Annotated in this window: 19 protein-coding genes; 12 read left to right on the plus strand and 7 right to left on the minus strand. The window is 62.3% G+C overall.

The features are described 5' to 3' along the window. Window positions 1–100: 100 nt before the first annotated feature. On the plus strand, window positions 101–349 hold the full coding sequence (locus N2A41_RS27675) for a type II toxin-antitoxin system ParD family antitoxin (protein WP_260111697.1): 249 nt from the start codon (window positions 101–103) through the stop codon (window positions 347–349). Beyond that, entirely contained in the window at window positions 346–636 is a 291-nt protein-coding gene (locus N2A41_RS27680) for a type II toxin-antitoxin system RelE/ParE family toxin (RefSeq protein WP_170256924.1), read from the plus strand. Before N2A41_RS27675 ends, N2A41_RS27680 begins: the two co-directional genes overlap by 4 nt. A gap of 11 nt (window positions 637–647) precedes the next feature. Here N2A41_RS27680 and N2A41_RS27685 read toward each other — a convergent pair whose 3' ends face one another. After that, window positions 648–1,499 carry an NAD(P)-dependent oxidoreductase gene (locus N2A41_RS27685; RefSeq protein ID WP_260111698.1) on the minus strand — a complete coding sequence of 284 codons (852 nt, stop codon included), beginning with the start codon at window positions 1,497–1,499 and terminating at the stop codon, window positions 648–650. Between the two features lie 211 nt (window positions 1,500–1,710). On the opposite strand from N2A41_RS27685, the gene N2A41_RS27690 reads away from it, so the two are divergent. From N2A41_RS27690 to N2A41_RS27700, 3 genes are all read left to right on the plus strand, one after another. Further along, window positions 1,711–2,178: a universal stress protein gene (locus N2A41_RS27690; protein ID WP_260111699.1), complete on the plus strand. Its 468-nt coding sequence runs from the start codon at window positions 1,711–1,713 to the stop codon at window positions 2,176–2,178. A 117-nt stretch (window positions 2,179–2,295) separates the two neighbouring features. Beyond that, window positions 2,296–3,210, plus strand: coding sequence for a J domain-containing protein (locus N2A41_RS27695; RefSeq protein ID WP_260111700.1), 915 nt, complete (start codon window positions 2,296–2,298; stop codon window positions 3,208–3,210). A gap of 2 nt (window positions 3,211–3,212) precedes the next feature. After that, window positions 3,213–3,536, plus strand: coding sequence for a chaperone modulator CbpM (locus N2A41_RS27700; RefSeq protein ID WP_260060111.1), 324 nt, complete (start codon window positions 3,213–3,215; stop codon window positions 3,534–3,536). 14 nt (window positions 3,537–3,550) lie between these two features. On the opposite strand, the gene N2A41_RS27705 is transcribed toward N2A41_RS27700, so the two are convergent. Genes N2A41_RS27705 through N2A41_RS27715 form a run of 3 tightly spaced genes read right to left on the minus strand, consistent with a single transcriptional unit; the run spans window position 3,551 to window position 5,723 of the window. Next, a complete protein-coding gene (locus tag N2A41_RS27705) occupies window positions 3,551–4,480 on the minus strand; it encodes a phosphatidate cytidylyltransferase (RefSeq protein ID WP_260111701.1) in 930 nt (309 codons plus the stop codon). Then, window positions 4,477–5,097, minus strand: a complete 621-nt coding sequence (locus N2A41_RS27710) for a lysophospholipid acyltransferase family protein (RefSeq protein WP_017969181.1) — start codon at window positions 5,095–5,097, stop codon at window positions 4,477–4,479. The genes N2A41_RS27705 and N2A41_RS27710 overlap by 4 nt, the downstream gene beginning before the upstream one ends. Beyond that, window positions 5,094–5,723 (minus strand): CDP-alcohol phosphatidyltransferase family protein, encoded by a 630-nt coding sequence (locus N2A41_RS27715; RefSeq protein ID WP_260111822.1) that lies wholly within the window; start codon window positions 5,721–5,723, stop codon window positions 5,094–5,096. Before N2A41_RS27715 ends, N2A41_RS27710 begins: the two co-directional genes overlap by 4 nt. A 207-nt stretch (window positions 5,724–5,930) precedes the next feature. Here N2A41_RS27715 and N2A41_RS27720 point away from each other — a divergent pair, with 207 nt between their 5' ends. From N2A41_RS27720 to N2A41_RS27745, 6 genes are read left to right on the plus strand one after another with little or no spacing between them, the layout of a single operon-like run. Then, complete coding sequence (locus tag N2A41_RS27720) at window positions 5,931–6,917, plus strand: BMP family protein (protein WP_260111702.1); 987 nt, start codon at window positions 5,931–5,933, stop codon at window positions 6,915–6,917. Between the two features lie 8 nt (window positions 6,918–6,925). After that, window positions 6,926–8,338: an amidase gene (locus tag N2A41_RS27725; RefSeq protein ID WP_260111703.1), complete on the plus strand. Its 1,413-nt coding sequence runs from the start codon at window positions 6,926–6,928 to the stop codon at window positions 8,336–8,338. Continuing rightward, complete coding sequence (locus N2A41_RS27730; protein ID WP_260111704.1) at window positions 8,335–9,867, plus strand: ABC transporter ATP-binding protein; 1,533 nt, start codon at window positions 8,335–8,337, stop codon at window positions 9,865–9,867. The genes N2A41_RS27725 and N2A41_RS27730 overlap by 4 nt, the downstream gene beginning before the upstream one ends. Beyond that, on the plus strand, window positions 9,857–10,906 hold the full coding sequence (locus tag N2A41_RS27735; protein ID WP_260111705.1) for an ABC transporter permease: 1,050 nt from the start codon (window positions 9,857–9,859) through the stop codon (window positions 10,904–10,906). The genes N2A41_RS27730 and N2A41_RS27735 overlap by 11 nt, the downstream gene beginning before the upstream one ends. Beyond that, the gene (locus N2A41_RS27740; protein ID WP_260111823.1) at window positions 10,903–11,847 is read left to right on the plus strand and encodes an ABC transporter permease; all 945 of its coding nucleotides are present in this window, start codon (window positions 10,903–10,905) and stop codon (window positions 11,845–11,847) included. The genes N2A41_RS27735 and N2A41_RS27740 overlap by 4 nt, the downstream gene beginning before the upstream one ends. 26 nt (window positions 11,848–11,873) lie before the next feature. After that, on the plus strand, window positions 11,874–13,163 hold the full coding sequence (locus N2A41_RS27745; RefSeq protein ID WP_260111706.1) for an amidohydrolase family protein: 1,290 nt from the start codon (window positions 11,874–11,876) through the stop codon (window positions 13,161–13,163). 209 nt (window positions 13,164–13,372) lie between these two features. Here the strand turns inward: N2A41_RS27745 and N2A41_RS27750 are convergent, their stop codons facing one another. Further along, a complete protein-coding gene (locus tag N2A41_RS27750) occupies window positions 13,373–14,071 on the minus strand; it encodes a ribonuclease activity regulator RraA (RefSeq protein ID WP_260111707.1) in 699 nt (232 codons plus the stop codon). Window positions 14,072–14,098: 27 nt separating this feature from the next. Next, window positions 14,099–14,884 (minus strand): SDR family oxidoreductase, encoded by a 786-nt coding sequence (locus N2A41_RS27755; RefSeq protein ID WP_260111708.1) that lies wholly within the window; start codon window positions 14,882–14,884, stop codon window positions 14,099–14,101. A 97-nt stretch (window positions 14,885–14,981) separates the two neighbouring features. Here N2A41_RS27755 and N2A41_RS27760 point away from each other — a divergent pair, with 97 nt between their 5' ends. Further along, on the plus strand, window positions 14,982–15,854 hold the full coding sequence (locus N2A41_RS27760) for a LysR family transcriptional regulator (RefSeq protein WP_260111709.1): 873 nt from the start codon (window positions 14,982–14,984) through the stop codon (window positions 15,852–15,854). A gap of 6 nt (window positions 15,855–15,860) precedes the next feature. Here the strand turns inward: N2A41_RS27760 and msrA are convergent, their stop codons facing one another. Then, window positions 15,861–16,370: a peptide-methionine (S)-S-oxide reductase MsrA gene (gene msrA / locus N2A41_RS27765; RefSeq protein ID WP_012760071.1), complete on the minus strand. Its 510-nt coding sequence runs from the start codon at window positions 16,368–16,370 to the stop codon at window positions 15,861–15,863. Between the last annotated feature and the right edge of the window lie 43 nt (window positions 16,371–16,413).

The raw sequence follows: 16,413 nt of genomic DNA on the forward strand, positions 1-16,413 counted from the left end.
CACACAATTGTCAGAGTTGGCCAGGGATCAGATTCGCGCTGTGAAGACTAGGTTTTGTTATGTACCAAAAATTGGTATATTGGCTTAAAGGAGATTCAGCATGGCCAGAAGTACGTCCATATCGCTCGGCGAGCATTTCACCAGCTTCATCGATACGCAAGTTCAGGCTGGCCGCTATGGTTCAGCCACTGACGTTGTTCGGGCCGGCCTTCGCCTACTTGAAGAACACGAAGCCAAAGTGAAGGCATTACAGGATGCCTTGATTGAAGGCGAGGAATCCGGCCCTGCCACGCCCTTTGATTTCGATGCGTTCAACGCTCGCAAACGGGCGGCGTTCAAGGCGAAATGACCGACATCATATTTTCTCCCGCTGCGCAAACCGATATTGACAAGATTTGGGATTACACAGCGACGAGTTGGAATGTCGATCAGGCAGAGCGTTATGTTCAGGACATAAGAGACGCCTGTCAGGATCTGGCGGAGGGAACACGGATGAGCCGCCCCTCAGATATTCGGAAAGGGTACAGAAAGGTCTCCGTTGGCTCTCATTTTCTGTATTTCCAAAGCAATGATGCGGGCCAGATCATCATCGTGCGCATCCTCCATCAACGAATGGACGTAGCCAAGCACCTGTAAGGCTATCGCGGTCAGCGATCGAAGTCGGGGCGCGCGAGGATCTCGTCCAACTGCCCGACGAGCACGCGGCTGCCCTCCACGTCTCGGGCCATCCTGAAGAAGACGTCCGCCATGCCGCGGAAGATGGTCGCGGCCGGATCATCCTCGCCGAGGAAATCGGCGATCTCCTGCATTTCGGCAACCCACCGATAGGCTTTCGGATACATGTCGGGTATGGAACTCGACAGCTTGCGGTCGACGTCGGGAAGGCTTTCGGAGAGCTCGGCCTTCAGGCTTTCGGCCGCACCCGAACGCGATGCGGCAAGCAGCATGGCGGCGCCAAGGCCGATAAATCCCTTGTTGATGCCGGCATAACACATCTTCAGTGCCGAAGCGGCGCCGAGCGGTCCGTCGAGCCTGCGGATCCTGAGGCCGCAATCCTCGAGCGGCTGGCTTCGCCCCGCGGTATCGCCGCTGATATAGATGGTCGGACCTGATTTGCCGGGGACCGGCGGCCCGCCGATAATCGCACCGTCAAGCACCTCCACGCCGCTGTCTTCGAAGCGTGCTGCCAACGCCCGCATCGTTTTCGGCGAAATCGCGTTGAGGTCGACGAAAGGCGGCGGCGCCGACATGGCGGATGATATGTCCGCGACGAATTCGGCGACCTTGACCGCCTCCGCCGGCGGAACGATCGACAGGATCAGCTCGGCCTTCGTCAGCTCCTGGCTGCCGACAGGCACCATGCCGGCTGCCTTTGCCCGCGCTATCGTCCGCTCGCTTCTGCCCTCGAGGTAAGTCAGCACCGTGGCGCCGTGATCGATCAGTCGTTTGGCAACGGCACTTCCCATCGCACCCGATCCGATAATCGCAAAATTCGGCATGTGAACCTCAATCAGTGACGACATCAGGTGAAAAATGTTGCCGAGGGCCCTGCCGTCAACTGCGACGATTCAGCCGGAGGTCCGTTCCGAAGCAGCTGGCCGTTTCATGCGCGCCGCCGTTGCGGCACCTTTGCTTGATATTCGTCAATGTCGGGACGGTCGACACCGGTATGATCGGTGCTATCATTCGCATTCAAGGATATGGATTTCAATGTATCGGACGATCATCTGCGGCATCGGCATGGGTTCCAGGGAAACGGCAAGCCGCCTTCTGCGCCGGGCTGCTGCGCTGGTGGACGAAAGTGGAAGCATCGTCCTCATGCACGTCATCGAGAATATCCCGCGCCGTCACCTGACGGAGCTCCCCGAGGAATTCGAAACGACCGCCATCGTCGACGCAGAAAAGAAACTTGCATCGCTCTGCAAGGAGATGGGTATTCAGGCGACGATCGAGGTGCGCGTCGGCGTTGCCGCCTCCCTGCTCGTCTCCGTCGCAAGGGAGAAGTCGGCTGATCTCATCCTGCTTTCATCCCATATGACGGATATTACCGACTACGTCTTCTCCTCGATCGTCGACAAGGTCATGCGCCACGCCGGGTGCTCGGTTCTCATCGACCGGCGACCCGATCCCACGCATCAAGGCTCGGCGCCTCAAGTGGAAGACGCGGCGTTGCTCTAGCTCCGCTGCGGATTGATGAAGTCGATCACGAACGACCTCCCCTCCCCGGGGCCGGCCCGACAACCTATATCATCCCCAAGCCAACCAGCAGTATTCGCTGCCTGACCGGAGAGATGCATGAGCCAGGATCCATATGAGCTTCTGGGCGTAAAGCGGGATGCGACGCAAAAGGACATTCAAAGCGCGTTCCGCAAGCTCGCCAAGAAACTTCACCCCGACCTCAACCCCGGCGACAAAAAAGCCGAGGCACGGTTCAAGGAAATTTCAACCGCCTACGAGATCTTGAGCGACGAGGAAAAACGCGGACGCTTCGATCGCGGCGAGATCGATATAACAGGTGCCGAGCGGGCGCAGCGCAATTATTACCGTGACTATGCCTCGAAGAGCGGCCCTGGCGACCCCTATCACAACAGCGCAGGCTTTGCCGATTTCGGTGATGCCGACGATATCTTTGCCAATTTCTTTTCGCGACGTACCGGCGGCGGCCAGGCCCGCAGTCGTGGCCGGGACAGCCATTTCTCGATGGAAGTCGGCTTTCTCGACGCCGTCAACGGCACCAGGACTGAGATCAAGCTGCCGGAGGGCCTAGCGCTCGATGTACAGATCCCGCCGGGAACGCGCGACGGCCAGACTTTGCGGCTGCGCGGCAAGGGCGAGCCGGGCTTCGGCGGCGGGCCGGCGGGCGATGCCCTCATCGACATCCGTGTGCGGCCGCACCGCTTCTTCACGCGCGACGGCGACGACATCCGGCTCGAACTGCCGATCTCGCTCGGCGAGGCCGTGCTCGGCGGCAAGGTTCGTGTGCCGACGCCGTCAGGACCTGTCAATCTGACGCTGCCGCCTCATTCCAACACCGGCAAGGTGCTGCGTCTCAAGGGCAAGGGTGTTGCAAAACGCGGCGGCGAACATGGCGACGTCTACATCTCCCTGAAGATCGTGCTGCCCGATGCCCCGGATGAACGACTGAAGTCCTTCATCGAGGAATGGGCGACGGCTAACCCATACGATCCGAGAAAGAACATGGAGGCCTGATCATGGATGATCTCGAATTCCGTCTTTACTTGAAAATCGATATCGTCCAGCTCGACCTCTGGGTCGAAGAGGGTTGGCTGATCCCGGAGACGTCAGGCGGCCAACGGCAATTTCGGGACGCCGATGTCGCACGCGCCCGGTTGATCCTGGATCTCATGGGAAACATGGGTGTCAACGAAGCCGGCGTCGATGTCATCATGGACCTGGTCGACCAGTTGCACGGCCTGCGGGGCACGATGGGCAAGCTGATGACCGCCATCAGCATGCAGGAGCGGGATGTTCAGCGCCGGCTGTTCGATAGCCTCGAGGAGATCGACCGGTTTTAGCCAGAACCAATTTTCTACACGGTGAACCAATAGCGGATGATATGAAAGAACAGCGGCGCTGCGAAGGTGATGGAATCCAGACGGTCGAGCACGCCGCCGTGACCCTCGATCACATAGCCCCAGTCCTTGGCATTGAGATCGCGCTTGATGGCGGAGAGCACGAAACCACCGAAGAAGCCGGCGACGACGATGACCGTGCTGATGGCAGCTGCCTGCAGCGGCGAGAACGGCGTCAGGCGATATAGCAGTGTTCCCACGAGGATGGCCGAGGCGCCGCCTCCGACCAGCCCTTCGATCGTCTTCGACGGGCTGATGTTCGGCGAGAACCGGTGCTTTCCGAGGAGCTTGCCCCAGACATACTGGAAGACGTCGCTGAGCTGCACGACCACGACCAGATAGACGAGAAGAAGTGCCGGCGGCGTATCGGTCTCCAGCATGAGGAGGGCGGGAGCATGGCTGATCGAATAGACCGTCAGCATCAATCCCCATTGCACCCTTGCGCTACGGGCGAGAAATTCGTTGACGTCGCCGGTCAGGGTCGCCACCGCCGGCAGGATCAGGAAGGCATAGACCGGGATAAAGATGGAGAAGAGGCCGTACCACTCGGTTCCGAGCAGCACGTAATGGATCGGCAGGACCACGAAGAACGACAGGAAAAGCGCCAGATGATCGCCGCGTCGCGATGGCGTCAGCGTCCAGAATTCGCGAAGCGCCATGAAGGATAGAAATGCGAACAGCGTGACCGTCGACGTTTCGCCGAACAGGATCGCGCCGCCAAAGACTGCGACCATGATCCACCAGGAGCGGATGCGGGCGTTCAGATTATGGACGGTGGCGACGGAGCCGGGCTCCGTCGCGCGTCGCTGAAGGATGAAACCGATGGAGGAGGCGACGGCTAGCAGGCCGAGGATAGCGGCCAGCACGAGAGAGAACATACTGGTCATGCCGTGTGTCCCCCATCCGCGAGTTCGATGACGGCGGCACGGGCGCGCGCCAGGAATTCAGCCTTTTCCTCGCCCGGTTCGACGCGCAGCGGTTTACCGAAGCGTGCCGTGCAGGTGATCGGCACGATCAGCATGCTTCCCTTCGGCAGGATGCGCTGGAGGTTGTCGAGATGGATCGGCACCAGATCGACATCGGGGAAACGGCAGGCAAGGCGAAAGATGCCGCTGCGGAACGGGGCGATCTCATCGGTGGTGCTTCTCGTTCCTTCCGGGAAAATCAGGACTGAGCGCCCCTCCTCAAGCAGGCGCTCTATCGGAGCCAGGGGGTCGGTATCGGGCAGAGGCTTGCGGTCTATCAAGACGGCGCGCAGGCCTTTCTCCGCGATGAAACGGCGAAAGGCGCTCGTTCCCCAATAATCGCGCGCCGCAACCGGATGGGTCATCCGGCGCACCGGCCAGGGCAAGGCGGCCATGACGGCGACGGTATCGATATGGCTGTTGTGATTGGCGAAATAGATGCGGCGGCTGGGATCGGGCGCGCAGCCCCGCCACTCGCTTCGGGCGCCGACCAGGATACGGACGAGCAGCACGAGAAACCGACGGATAATCGCGATCATAGTCTCTCCAGGGAATGTTTCAGCCTTAACGTGCGGGTGATGCAGGTGACGAGGCTGCCAGCCGCGATGATCGCGGATGCAAGGATCAGCGACCAATGGCTGGGGGATATCAGCGTCTCAACGCTCTGGGCAAGGAGACCCGCTGTCAGCACCGCCATGCGGCGTTGCTTGGCCATGATGCCGCTGAAATCCTGCGGCAGGCCCACCGATCCGCCGAACACCCTGATATAGGCAGTAAGGGTTGCGAGCAGCGCAGACAACCAGCCAAGCCAGCCAAAGCCGCAGGCATAACCAGCCGCGATCAGAAACAGACTGTCGGCGACCCGGTCTGGGAATTCGTTGTAGATCGGCCCGCTCTTGGTTTTCTTTCCGCCCTCGATCGCGACCATTCCATCCAGCAGATTGCAGACGAGCCGCAGTTGTACCGAGATCGCGGCACAAACCATGGCAATCGGATGTGTTGTGAAAACAATGAGCGCTGCGCCTATACCCGCGAATACGACCGATAAAAGCGAAATGCCGTTCGGTGTCGCGCCGCTCCGCGCCAGCCACGCGCTGAGGCCGATGGCCCAGGACGACGACCGGCTCGCGATCGGTCGCCGAGAGGCGTCCTCTTCTTCCCCCATTTCATGTTCCCCAACCCCAGTGATGCTTGCATATCCTGCCGATGTCCTCACGCCAAGATATAACACCTTGTAAATCCAGCCCATCGCCTCAGCGCTTCGGCGAGCATGGGTCGAACAGCCTGATTTTTAAGCCCGTTTACCGCTTGACACGTTTTTGGGCGCTACTATGATTTTTGAACCAAATGGTAAAAAAAGGGGAGCAAAACAATGACCAAAGACATGCTGATCTCACGCCGGGCAGTGATTGCGTCGGGCATTGCGCTCGGCGTCAGCGGCTTCGCCCCGCTGGCAAGGGCGGCTGCGCCACTGAAGGTTGCCGGCATTCATGCGTCGCCGGTGGAAAATGCTTGGAATTCCTGTCTGCACAAAGCCCTGCAGGACGCGGCTAAGGAAGGCATGATCGAATATGTCTTCTCCGAAGGCGTCTCCGGCACCGATTATCCGCGCGCCATGCGCGAATATGCCGAACAGGGCAACAAGCTGATCATCGGCGAGGCCTATGCGGTGGAAAAAGAGGCCCGGCAGGTCGCAGCCGACTATCCCGATACCGCTTTCGTGCTGGGTTCGAGCGGTGAGCAGGCCGGCGACAATTTCGGTGTCTTCGGCACCTGGAACCATGACGGCGCCTATCTTGCCGGCATGCTGGCCGGCAAGATGACCAAGTCGAATGTCGTCGGTTCGGTCGGCGCCATTCCGATCCCCGAGGTCAACATGCTGATCAATGCCTTCGCGGCCGGCGTCAAGGCGGTCAATCCCGATGCCAAGCATCTTGTCTCGTTCATCGGCACCTTCTTCGATCCGCCGAAGGCCCGTGAAGCCGGTCTTGCCCAGATCGACGCCGGCGCCGATATCCTGTTCGGCGAGCGCATCGGCACCGCCGATGCCGCCAAGGAGCGCGGCATCAAATCGGTCGGCTCGCTGATCGACTATACGCCGCGTTATCCCGATACGGTGTTCGCCAACGCCATGTGGTATTTCCGCCCGATCCTGAATGCCGCCATCGCCGATGTCGCGGCCGGAAAGCCGGTCGGCAGGAACTACACGTCCTACGGCCTGATGAAGGAAGGCGGCAGCGATATCGTCTTCGTCAAGGGCGTGGCGCCCGCCGATGCCGAGGCTGCGATGGAGGCCAAGCGGGCGGAGATCAAGGCCGGCACCTTCGAAGTTCCGAAGAAGATGGACGAGCCGAAGTAATTCGGATCATGCAGGGCGATGCGACGGATCTGGCGGCAGCGATCAGGCATGGCAAGCTGAGCGCTGCGGAGGCGATGCAGGCTTCTCTTGCCGCAGCCGTGCTGCAAGAGCCGCTCGGCGCGATCGCCTATCTCGATGTCGCCATGGGCCTCGCCTCGGCCGACGACCGCGACCGGGAACGGCAAGGCGACCCCGATCGCTTTGCCGCCAGGCCCTTTGCCGGCGTGCCGACCTTGGCAAAGGATCTCGGCGGCCCCTTCGCCCGGCTGCCGGTGACGGCCGGTTCCTACCTGTTCGAAAGAAAGGGCAGCGAAGCGGATTCCGATCTCGCTGCTCGTTTCCGCAACGCCGGCTTCTGCCTGTTCGGCCTGACGACCAGCCCGGAATTCGGCCTGTCGCTCGCCAGCGAACCGGCGATCGGGCCGATCTGCCGCAACCCACTCGATCCGGCACGGACCGCAGGCGGCTCCTCCGGCGGTGCGGCGGCAGCGGTTGCCGCCGGAATCGTCGCGATTGCGCATGCCACCGACGCCGGGGGCTCGATCCGTGTACCCGCCGCCTGCTGCGGCCTTGTCGGGATGAAGCCGACGCGTGGCGCCATCCCCGGCGGCCCCTCCTTCGGTAACCACCTCGCCGGCATTGCGAGTGAACTCGCGATCTGCCGTTCCGTGCGGGATACGGCGCTGATCTTCGACAGGCTGGCCGGCAAATCGCGAGGACCTTTTCCCGACCCCTCCCCTGTCGATAGCGATAACGGCCGTTTGCGGATCGGTCTGCTCGCCGATACCGGGTCGGACTACCCGACAGAGAGCGATCGGCGCGGAGCCGTCGAGGATGCGGCCCGTGCCCTCGAGAGCGACGGACACCTTATCGTGCCGCTGAGCTGGGCCGAGTTCGAATGGAGCGTCACTTCAAGCGGCCGCGCCTTCGCCGATATCGTCTCGGTCAATCTTGCAGCACTCATCGAGGCAGCGGCGCTTGATGACAGCAGGGCCGAGCCTCTGACGCAGGCCTTTGCTGCGCGGGGACGAGCGATTTCCGCGACATCGCTCTGGAACAGTCTGAACGATGCCGTCCTGGTGAGCCGTAACCTCTGGGCACTGTTCGACAGCGTCGATTGCATCCTCATGCCGATGCTATCCTCTGCGCCTCTTGCGATCGGCTCCTTTCCATCCGATCATGCCGACACGGATCTGCATCTCGAGCGGATGGCGGCATTTGCGCCGCTTGCCTGCCTCGCCAATATTTCGGGTTTTCCTGCTTTGACACTGCCTTTCGGACAGGATGTGCACGCCATGCCGCTGCCGGTGCAAATCATGGCGCCGATGGGTCACGAGCCGCGTCTCCTGTCGCTTGCCGCACGCCTGGAGGCCGAGGGGCGATGGCAGCACCGTTTTCCCGTTGCGGGATTGCCGTCATGACCGGGCCTGTGCTGGAAATTATCGGCGTCAGCAAGCGCTTCGGCGACAATCTGGCCAATGACGATATTTCCATGACGCTTGCCAAGGGCGAGGTCGTGGCCCTGCTTGGCGAGAATGGTGCCGGCAAGACCACGCTGATGAGCATCCTTTTCGGCCATTACATGCCGGATGCCGGGCGAATTCTGATCGAGGGTGCGGAGGTTCCGCAGGGCAAGCCGCGTGCGGCGATCCGCGCCGGCGTCGGCATGGTGCATCAGCATTTTTCGCTGGCGCCCAATCTGAGCGTTCTCGAAAATGTCATGGCCGGCACAGAAAGACTGTGGTCCTGGCGCTCGGGAACAACAGCGGCGCGGACAAAGCTGCTCGCAATTTCCGAGCGCTTCGGGCTCAAGGTCGATCCGGATGCGCGCCTCGGCGACCTGTCGGTCGGCGAGCAGCAGCGGGTCGAGATCCTCAAGGCGCTCTACAACGATGCCCGCATCCTGATCCTCGACGAGCCGACGGCGGTGCTGACCAATATCGAGGCCGAGCGGCTGTTCACAACGCTAAGGGAAATGGCCCGCCAGGGGCTGTCGTTGATCTTCATCTCGCACAAGCTCGACGAGGTGATGGCCGCGGCCGACCGCATCGTGGTTTTACGCGGCGGCAAGATGGTTGCTGAACGCAGGGCGTCGGACACCAGCAAGGCGGAACTGGCCGAACTGATGGTCGGACGCCGCGTGACGCGGCCCGTGCGCGAGCCGTCGACACCGGGCGCCGTTGCGCTTGAAGCCGCCGATGTGACCGTGCGTATCGACGGCGTCGATCGATTGAAATCGATCAGCTTCCGGCTGCACCAGGGCGAGATCCTCGGCATTATCGGCGTTTCCGGCAATGGCCAGGCGGCACTGGCGCATCTTCTCTCCGGCACGCTGGCGCGCAGTGCCGGCGACCTTCTGCTGTTCGGGGAAGCGATCGGCAAGCTCGGTGTCGCCGATGTCGTCGAAGCCGGCATCGGCCGTATTCCCGAGGATCGCAATGAGGAGGGCGTGATCGGCGAAATGGCGATCTGGGAAAACGCCGTGCTGGAGCGCATCGCCTCACCGGGTTTTTCGCGCCGTGGCCTCGTCAACCGCAAGGCGGGCATGGCCTTTGCCAGGGAAATTATCGACGGATTCGATGTCCGCGGCGGCGGCCCGGCCATCCGCACCCGGCTGCTCTCGGGCGGCAATATGCAAAAGCTTATTCTCGGCCGGAACCTGCATCGGCGGCCGCGCATCCTGATTGCCGCGCAGCCGGCGCGCGGTCTCGACGAAGGGGCCGTGGCCGCTGTCCACGCGCGCCTGCTCGAAGCCCGCCGCCAGGGTACCGCCGTGCTGCTGATCTCGGAGGACCTCGACGAGGTGATCGCGCTTGCCGATCGCATCCAGGCAATCGTCGGCGGCCGCCTGTCCCCGCCCGTCGAGGCCGTAAGCGCCGACGCCCGCAGGCTGGGGCTGATGATGGCCGGCGAATGGCAGGAAAGCCCAGAGGCCGGCCATGCGATTTGAGCGCCGCGAACACCGTCCGCTCTATCTGCTGATCGTCACGCCTGTGATCGCGGTGATTGCCGCGCTGGCGCTGGCCGGCATCCTGATATCAATCGCCGGCGCGCCTGTTATCGATGCCTATTGGCGCATCCTGACGGGTGCCTTCGGTTCGCGACTGTCGGCGACCGAGACGCTGACGCGGGCAACGCCGCTGATGCTGACGGGGCTTGCTGCCGCCGTCGCTTTCCGGGCGCGACTCTGGAATATCGGCGCCGAGGGTCAGTTCTATCTCGGCGCCATCGCCGTTGCCGCGGCAAGCGCCAAACTGTTCGGCGATCTTCCCGCCCCCATCCTCATTCCGCTGCTGCTGCTGGTCGGCGCCATTGCCGGTATGGTGCTGATCCTGATCCCGCTCTGGCTTAGGCTGCGCTTCTCCGTCGATGAGGTCGTCACAAGCCTGCTGCTGAATTTCATCGCCGTGCTGTTCGTCTCGATGCTGATCGACGGCGTCCTCAAGGATCCGCTGGCCTTCGGCTGGCCGCAGTCGCAATCCGTCAGCGATCACGCCATGCTGCCGAAGCTGATTGCCCGCTCGCGCCTGCATATCGGCTTTGCGATCGCGATCGCGCTGGCCATCGTCGTCCATTTCATCCAGTCGCGCACCGTGTTTGGCATGCAGTCGCGCGCCGCAGGCCTCAATCCCGGCGGGGCCGTCTTCGCCGGCGTCCCGCTCGGCAGAACGCTGGTGAAGGTCGCCTGTCTCTCGGGCGGGCTTGCGGGGCTCGCCGGAGCGATCGAGGTCATGGGCGTCAAGGGTTATGTGACGACCGATCTGTCGCCCGGTTTCGGCTATGCCGGTATCGTTGTCGCCATGCTTGCCAACCTCAATCCAATCGGCGTCGTCTTCGCCGCCATTTTCACCGCCACCATGTTCGTGGGTGCGGATGGCATGAGCCGCGGCCTCGGCATCCCGACCTATATCGCCGATGTCACGGTGGCGCTGTCGCTGCTGACGATGCTGATCGCATTGTTCTTTACCCAATACAGGATCCGGCGATAATGCAACTGTTCGACATCATCGCTTCATCCGGGCTCTGGGCGGCAATCCTGCGGATCGCCACGCCGCTGATTTTCGGCACGCTCGGCGCCCTGCTCTGCGAACGGGCCGGTGTGCTCAATCTCGGCATCGAAGGCATCATGACCTTCGGTGCGATGATCGGCTGGCTTTCGGTCTATCACGGCGCCGATCTCTGGACCGGCCTGCTGATTGCGGCGGTGGCCGGCGGCGTCTTCGGCCTGCTGCATGCGGAGCTGACGGTGACGCTCGGCCTCTCCCAGCATGTCTCCGGTCTCGGCGTCACACTGTTTGCCTCCAGCTTCAGCTACTATGTCTTCCGGCTGATCGTGCCGCTTGCCAATACCCCGCCCACCATCGTGCCGTTCCAGCCGATCGCCATTCCCGGCATATCGACGCTGCCTTTCATCGGGCCGGCCTTCTTCACCCAGACGGTGCCGACCTATCTCGCGATCATGATCGCCCTGCTGATGGCCTACATCATCTTCCGCACCCCAGTCGGCCTTGCAATCCGCATGACCGGCGAAAATCCGCATGCGGCGGAAGCCCAGGGCGTCAATCCGATGAAGGTGCGCTATGGCGCGGTAATTGCCGGAAGCGCGCTGATGGGAATGGGCGGCGCCTTCCTGACATTGTCGGCGTTCAACAGCTTCTTCCCGACCATGGTGCAGGGGCGCGGCTGGATCTGCATCGCGCTCGTCGTCTTCGCCTCCTGGCGGCCTGGCCGAGCGCTGTTCGGCGCCCTGCTTTTCGCCTTCTTCGATGCCTTTCAGCTTCGGTTGCAAACCGCGCTGAGCGGGCTCGTGCCCTATCAGCTCTTTCTGATGACGCCCTATATCCTTTCCATTGCCGCTCTTGCCGTGATGGCCCGCCGCGCCCGCGTTCCGCAGGCGCTGATGCAGCCCTATCGCCGCGGCGAACGCTGAAACCGCCCACACTCAATGAGGCTCCGATGTTCGATCTGATCGTCAGAAATGCAAATCTCCCTGATGGCCGAAAGGGGGTCGATATCGGCATCCAGGGCGGCAAGATCATCGCTGTCGAGCCCACTCTCCAGGCGCAGGCGGGGGAAGAAATCGACGCAACCGGCCGGCTCGTCAGTCCGCCCTTTGTCGATCCGCATTTTCACATGGACGCCACCCTGTCGCTCGGCCTGCCGCGCATGAACGTCTCCGGCACCCTGCTCGAAGGCATCGCGCTCTGGGGAGAGTTGCGCCCGATTGTGACGAAGGAGGAACTGGTCGATCGTGCCCTGCGCTATTGCGATCTGGCGGTCACCCAGGGGCTGCTCTTCATTCGCAGCCATGTCGATACCAGTGATCCCAGGCTGGTGACCGTCGAGGCGATGATCGAGGTTCGCGAGAAGGTCGCGCCCTATATCGATCTGCAGCTGGTCGCTTTCCCCCAGGATGGTTATTACCGCTCGCCGGGCGCGATCGATGCGCTCAACCGCGCTCTCGACATGGGCGTCGATATCGTCGGCGGCATTCCGCATTTCGAACGGACGATGGGAGAAGGTACGGCGTCGGTCGAGGCGCTCTGCCGCATCGCCGCCGATCGCGGCCTGCCGGTCGATATCCATTGCGACGAAACCGACGATCCGCTCTCGCGCCATATCGAAACGCTGGCTGCAGAAACCATCCGCTTCGGCTTGCAAGGGCGCGTCGCCGGCTCGCATCTGACCTCGATGCATTCGATGGACAATTATTATGTCTCCAAGCTCATTCCGCTGATGGTGGAGGCCGAGATCAACGTCATCCCCAATCCGCTGATCAATATCATGCTGCAGGGCCGGCACGATACCTATCCGAAACGCCGCGGCATGACTCGCGTGCGGGAGCTGATGGATGCCGGGCTCAACGTCTCCTTCGGGCACGACTGCGTGATGGACCCCTGGTATTCGATGGGATCGGGCGACATGCTGGAGGTCGGCCATATGGCGATCCATGTCGCGCAGATGGCCGGCATCGACGACAAGAAGAGGATCTTCGACGCGCTGACCGTCAATTCGGCGAAGACGATGGGGCTTGCAGGCTACGGCCTGGAAAAGGGACGCAACGCCGACCTCGTCATCCTTCAGGCGAGCGACACACTGGAAGCGCTACGGCTGAAACCCAACCGGCTGGCGGTAATCCGCCGCGGCAAGGTCATCGCTCGCTCAGCGCCGCGCATCAGCGAGCTTTTCCTCGACGGACGCCCGGCACAGATCGACGGCGGGTTGGATTATGTGCCTCGGTATTGAGCTGCGACGGAAGCTTTCCTGCTTACCGCGGGAGCTTTAGATCGGTCAGCAAAAAGGTCGCGAAGCTGCGACCCGTCTGACTGTTGACCAAATCGGCCAACTCCTCTTTCGTCATGCTCGGGCTTGTCCCGAGTATCTACAGCCGGCTCAGCAGATCCTCGGCACAAGGCCGAGGATGACGCCGAGTAAAGAACGCCCCGACCTGCAGCCTATTTCTTCGAAGCCTCATAGAGCGCCTTGGTTTCGGCGTTCATCGGATAGAGGCCGGGCAGCGACACACCCTCATCAATTCTGGTCATGATCCAGGCTTCCATGCGCTCCTGTTCCGGCGCTTCATCAAGCACCGCCTCGAGCAGATCGGCCGGAATCAGCACAGCGCCGTCCTGGTCGACGACGATGATGTCGTCGGGAAAGACTGCAACCCCGCCGCAGCCGATCGGCTGCTGCCAGGCGACGAAGGTGAGGCCGGCGACCGAAGGCGGGGCCGAGACGCCGCGGCACCAGACCGGCAGGTTGGTGTCGAGCACACCGGCAAGGTCGCGCACGACGCCGTCGGTGACGAGGGCTGCAACGCCTCTCTTTTGCATGCGGGCGCAGAGGATATCGCCGAAGATGCCGGCATCGGTGACGCCCATCGCGTCGACGACGGCGACACAGCCTTCCGGCATCGCCTCGATCGCGGCGCGTGTCGAGATCGGCGAGGCCCAGGATGCCGGCGTCGCCAGATCTTCGCGGGCCGGAACGAAGCGGAGGGTGAAGGCCGGACCGACGATGCGCGGCTGGCCGGGCTTCAGCGGAACGGCGCCGCGGATCCAGACGTTCCGCAGGCCCTTCTTGAGAAGAACGGTCGTCAGTGTCGCCGTCGAGACGGTCTTGAGGGTTGCTATCGCTTCAGCGCTGAGGGCCATCGGGTATCGGTTCCACTTCGGTTTCTGTCAGATGCTCTGGATCATGCCGCCATCGACGCGGATCACCGATCCGGTGAGATAGGAGGCAGGTTCGCTTGCCAGGAAGGTGACGACATTGCCATATTCGTCCGGCCGGCCATAGCGGCCGAGCGGAATGCTGCCGGTGCTCTCGGTGACGACGTCATCGACGGAGCGGTTTTCGCGTTTGGCCTTCTGCTCGTCGAGGAAGGTGATGCGGCCGGTGGCGATCCGGCCGGGCAGGACGATGTTGACGGTGATGCCGTCGCGCCCGACCTCGCGCGCCAGTGTCTTCGACCAGCCGACCAACGACAGCCGCAGCACATTCGAGATGCCGAGATTGGCGATCGGCGCGACCACGCCCGACGAGGTCGAGGTGACGATGCGCCCCCATTTGCGCGCCCGCATCTGCGGCAGCACGCGATCGGTAATGGCGATGACGGAAAGCACCATGCTTTGGAAATACTGGTTCCAGACCGCCGGATCCTGACCGGAGACGGTGGTCGGAGGTGGGCCGCCGGTATTGTTGACGAGGATATCGACCGGTCCGAACTGGCGCTCGATTGCAGCGACATGGGCATCGATCGAACCGAGATCGGAAAGGTCCCATTGCAGCGCCAGCGCCTTGCCGCCTTCGGATTCGATCGCAGCCGCGGTCTTCTCAGCGGCGGTGAGATCGATATCCGCCGCGGCAGTTCTGGCGCCTTCACGCGCAAGCTTGGCGGCAATCGCGCTGCCCAGTCCGCCGCCGGCGCCAAGCACCAGGGCCATCTTGTCCTTCAGGCCGAAATCCATTCCGCTAGTCTCCTCGTATGGTCGAGCCATCTTTCGGAGCAAAGGATCGTAAATAAAATATGGCTTCTGCTTCGTTCAGGAGATAGAAAAACTATCGATGGACACACGTTTTCTCGAAACTTTCATCGTCGTCGCCGAGCGGCACTCGCTGGCGGAGGCCGCCCAGCGGCTGAACCTCACGCCTGCGGCCGTTGCCCAGCGCATCCGAGCATTGGAGGCCGAGCTCGGGGTGCGGCTGCTGGTGCGCTCCGGCCGCGTGATGCGGCCGACGGAGGCGGGTTTTGCCATTCTGGACCGCTGCAGGGATCTGGTGCGCGATACACGCGACCTGAAGGCAATGGCCGGCACCGCGACGATTTCCGGCGAGATGCGGATCGGGGCGATCAATACGGCGCTGACCGGCCTCGTTCCCGGTATTCTTCACCGTCTGGCCCAAGACTATCCGCTGATCGAAATCTTCCTCAAGCCGGGCGCTTCGATGGATCTCTATGCCGAGGTTTTGAACGGCGCGCTGGATGTGGCCTTCATCATCGAACCGCGCTTTCCGATGCAGAAGACGCTGACCTTCAACACGCTGCGCCAGGAACCCCTGGTGCTGATCGTCCCGCGGGACTGCGAAGGGGCGGATCCGCTTGAATTGCTGCAGACCCTGCCCTTCATCCGCTACGACCGCAACCAGTGGGGTGGTCACATCGCCGATGAATATCTGCGCGAGATCGGCATCCATCCGGTCGAGCGTTATGAGCTCGACGCGCTGGAGGCGATCGCGGTGATGGTAGACCGTGGTCTCGGAATCTCGATCGTGCCGGATTGGGCGCCGCCCTGGCCGGCTGGGCTTAATATCCTCAAGCTGCCCCTGCCCCGCTCGTCCGCCGTGCGCACCGTCGGCATCGTCGCGACGCGATCCTCGCCACGGGCAAATCTCATCGCCGCACTTCTGGAAACCAGCCGTGCGGCGATGGAGCTCTGATCAATTTCAGGCGATCTTCTGACGGACAGGCAGCTTCCAGCCGGGCCGGACGAAGTGGCAGGTATAGCCGTTCGGAATCCGCTCCAGATAATCCTGATGTTCGGGCTCGGCCTCCCAGAAATCGCTGACCGGCACGACTTCGGTGACGACCTTGCCGGGCCACAGGCCTGATGCATCGACATCGGCGATCGTATCCCTGGCGACGCGCTCCTGCTCAGGGGTGACGTAGAAGATTGCCGAGCGGTAGCTCAAGCCAACGTCGTTGCCCTGGCGGTTGCGCGTGCTTGGGTCGTGGATCTGGAAGAAGAATTCGAGGATTTCCCGATAGCTGATCCTTGCGGGATCGAAGATGATCTCGATCGCCTCGGCATGGGTTCCGTGGTTGCGGTAGGTGGCATTCGGCACATCGCCGCCGGTATAGCCGACGCGGGTCGAAATCACGCCCTTATATCGGCGGATGAGGTCCTGCATGCCCCAGAAGCAACCACCGGCGAGGACTGCACGTTCTTCGGTCATTGGATATCTCCTTTTCCGCAAGAGATAGTATCTCCTGCCGCCG

This window comes from Rhizobium sp. SRDI969 (assembly GCF_025152725.1).
In the GTDB taxonomy this organism is placed as follows: Bacteria; Pseudomonadota; Alphaproteobacteria; order Rhizobiales; family Rhizobiaceae; genus Rhizobium; species Rhizobium leguminosarum_I.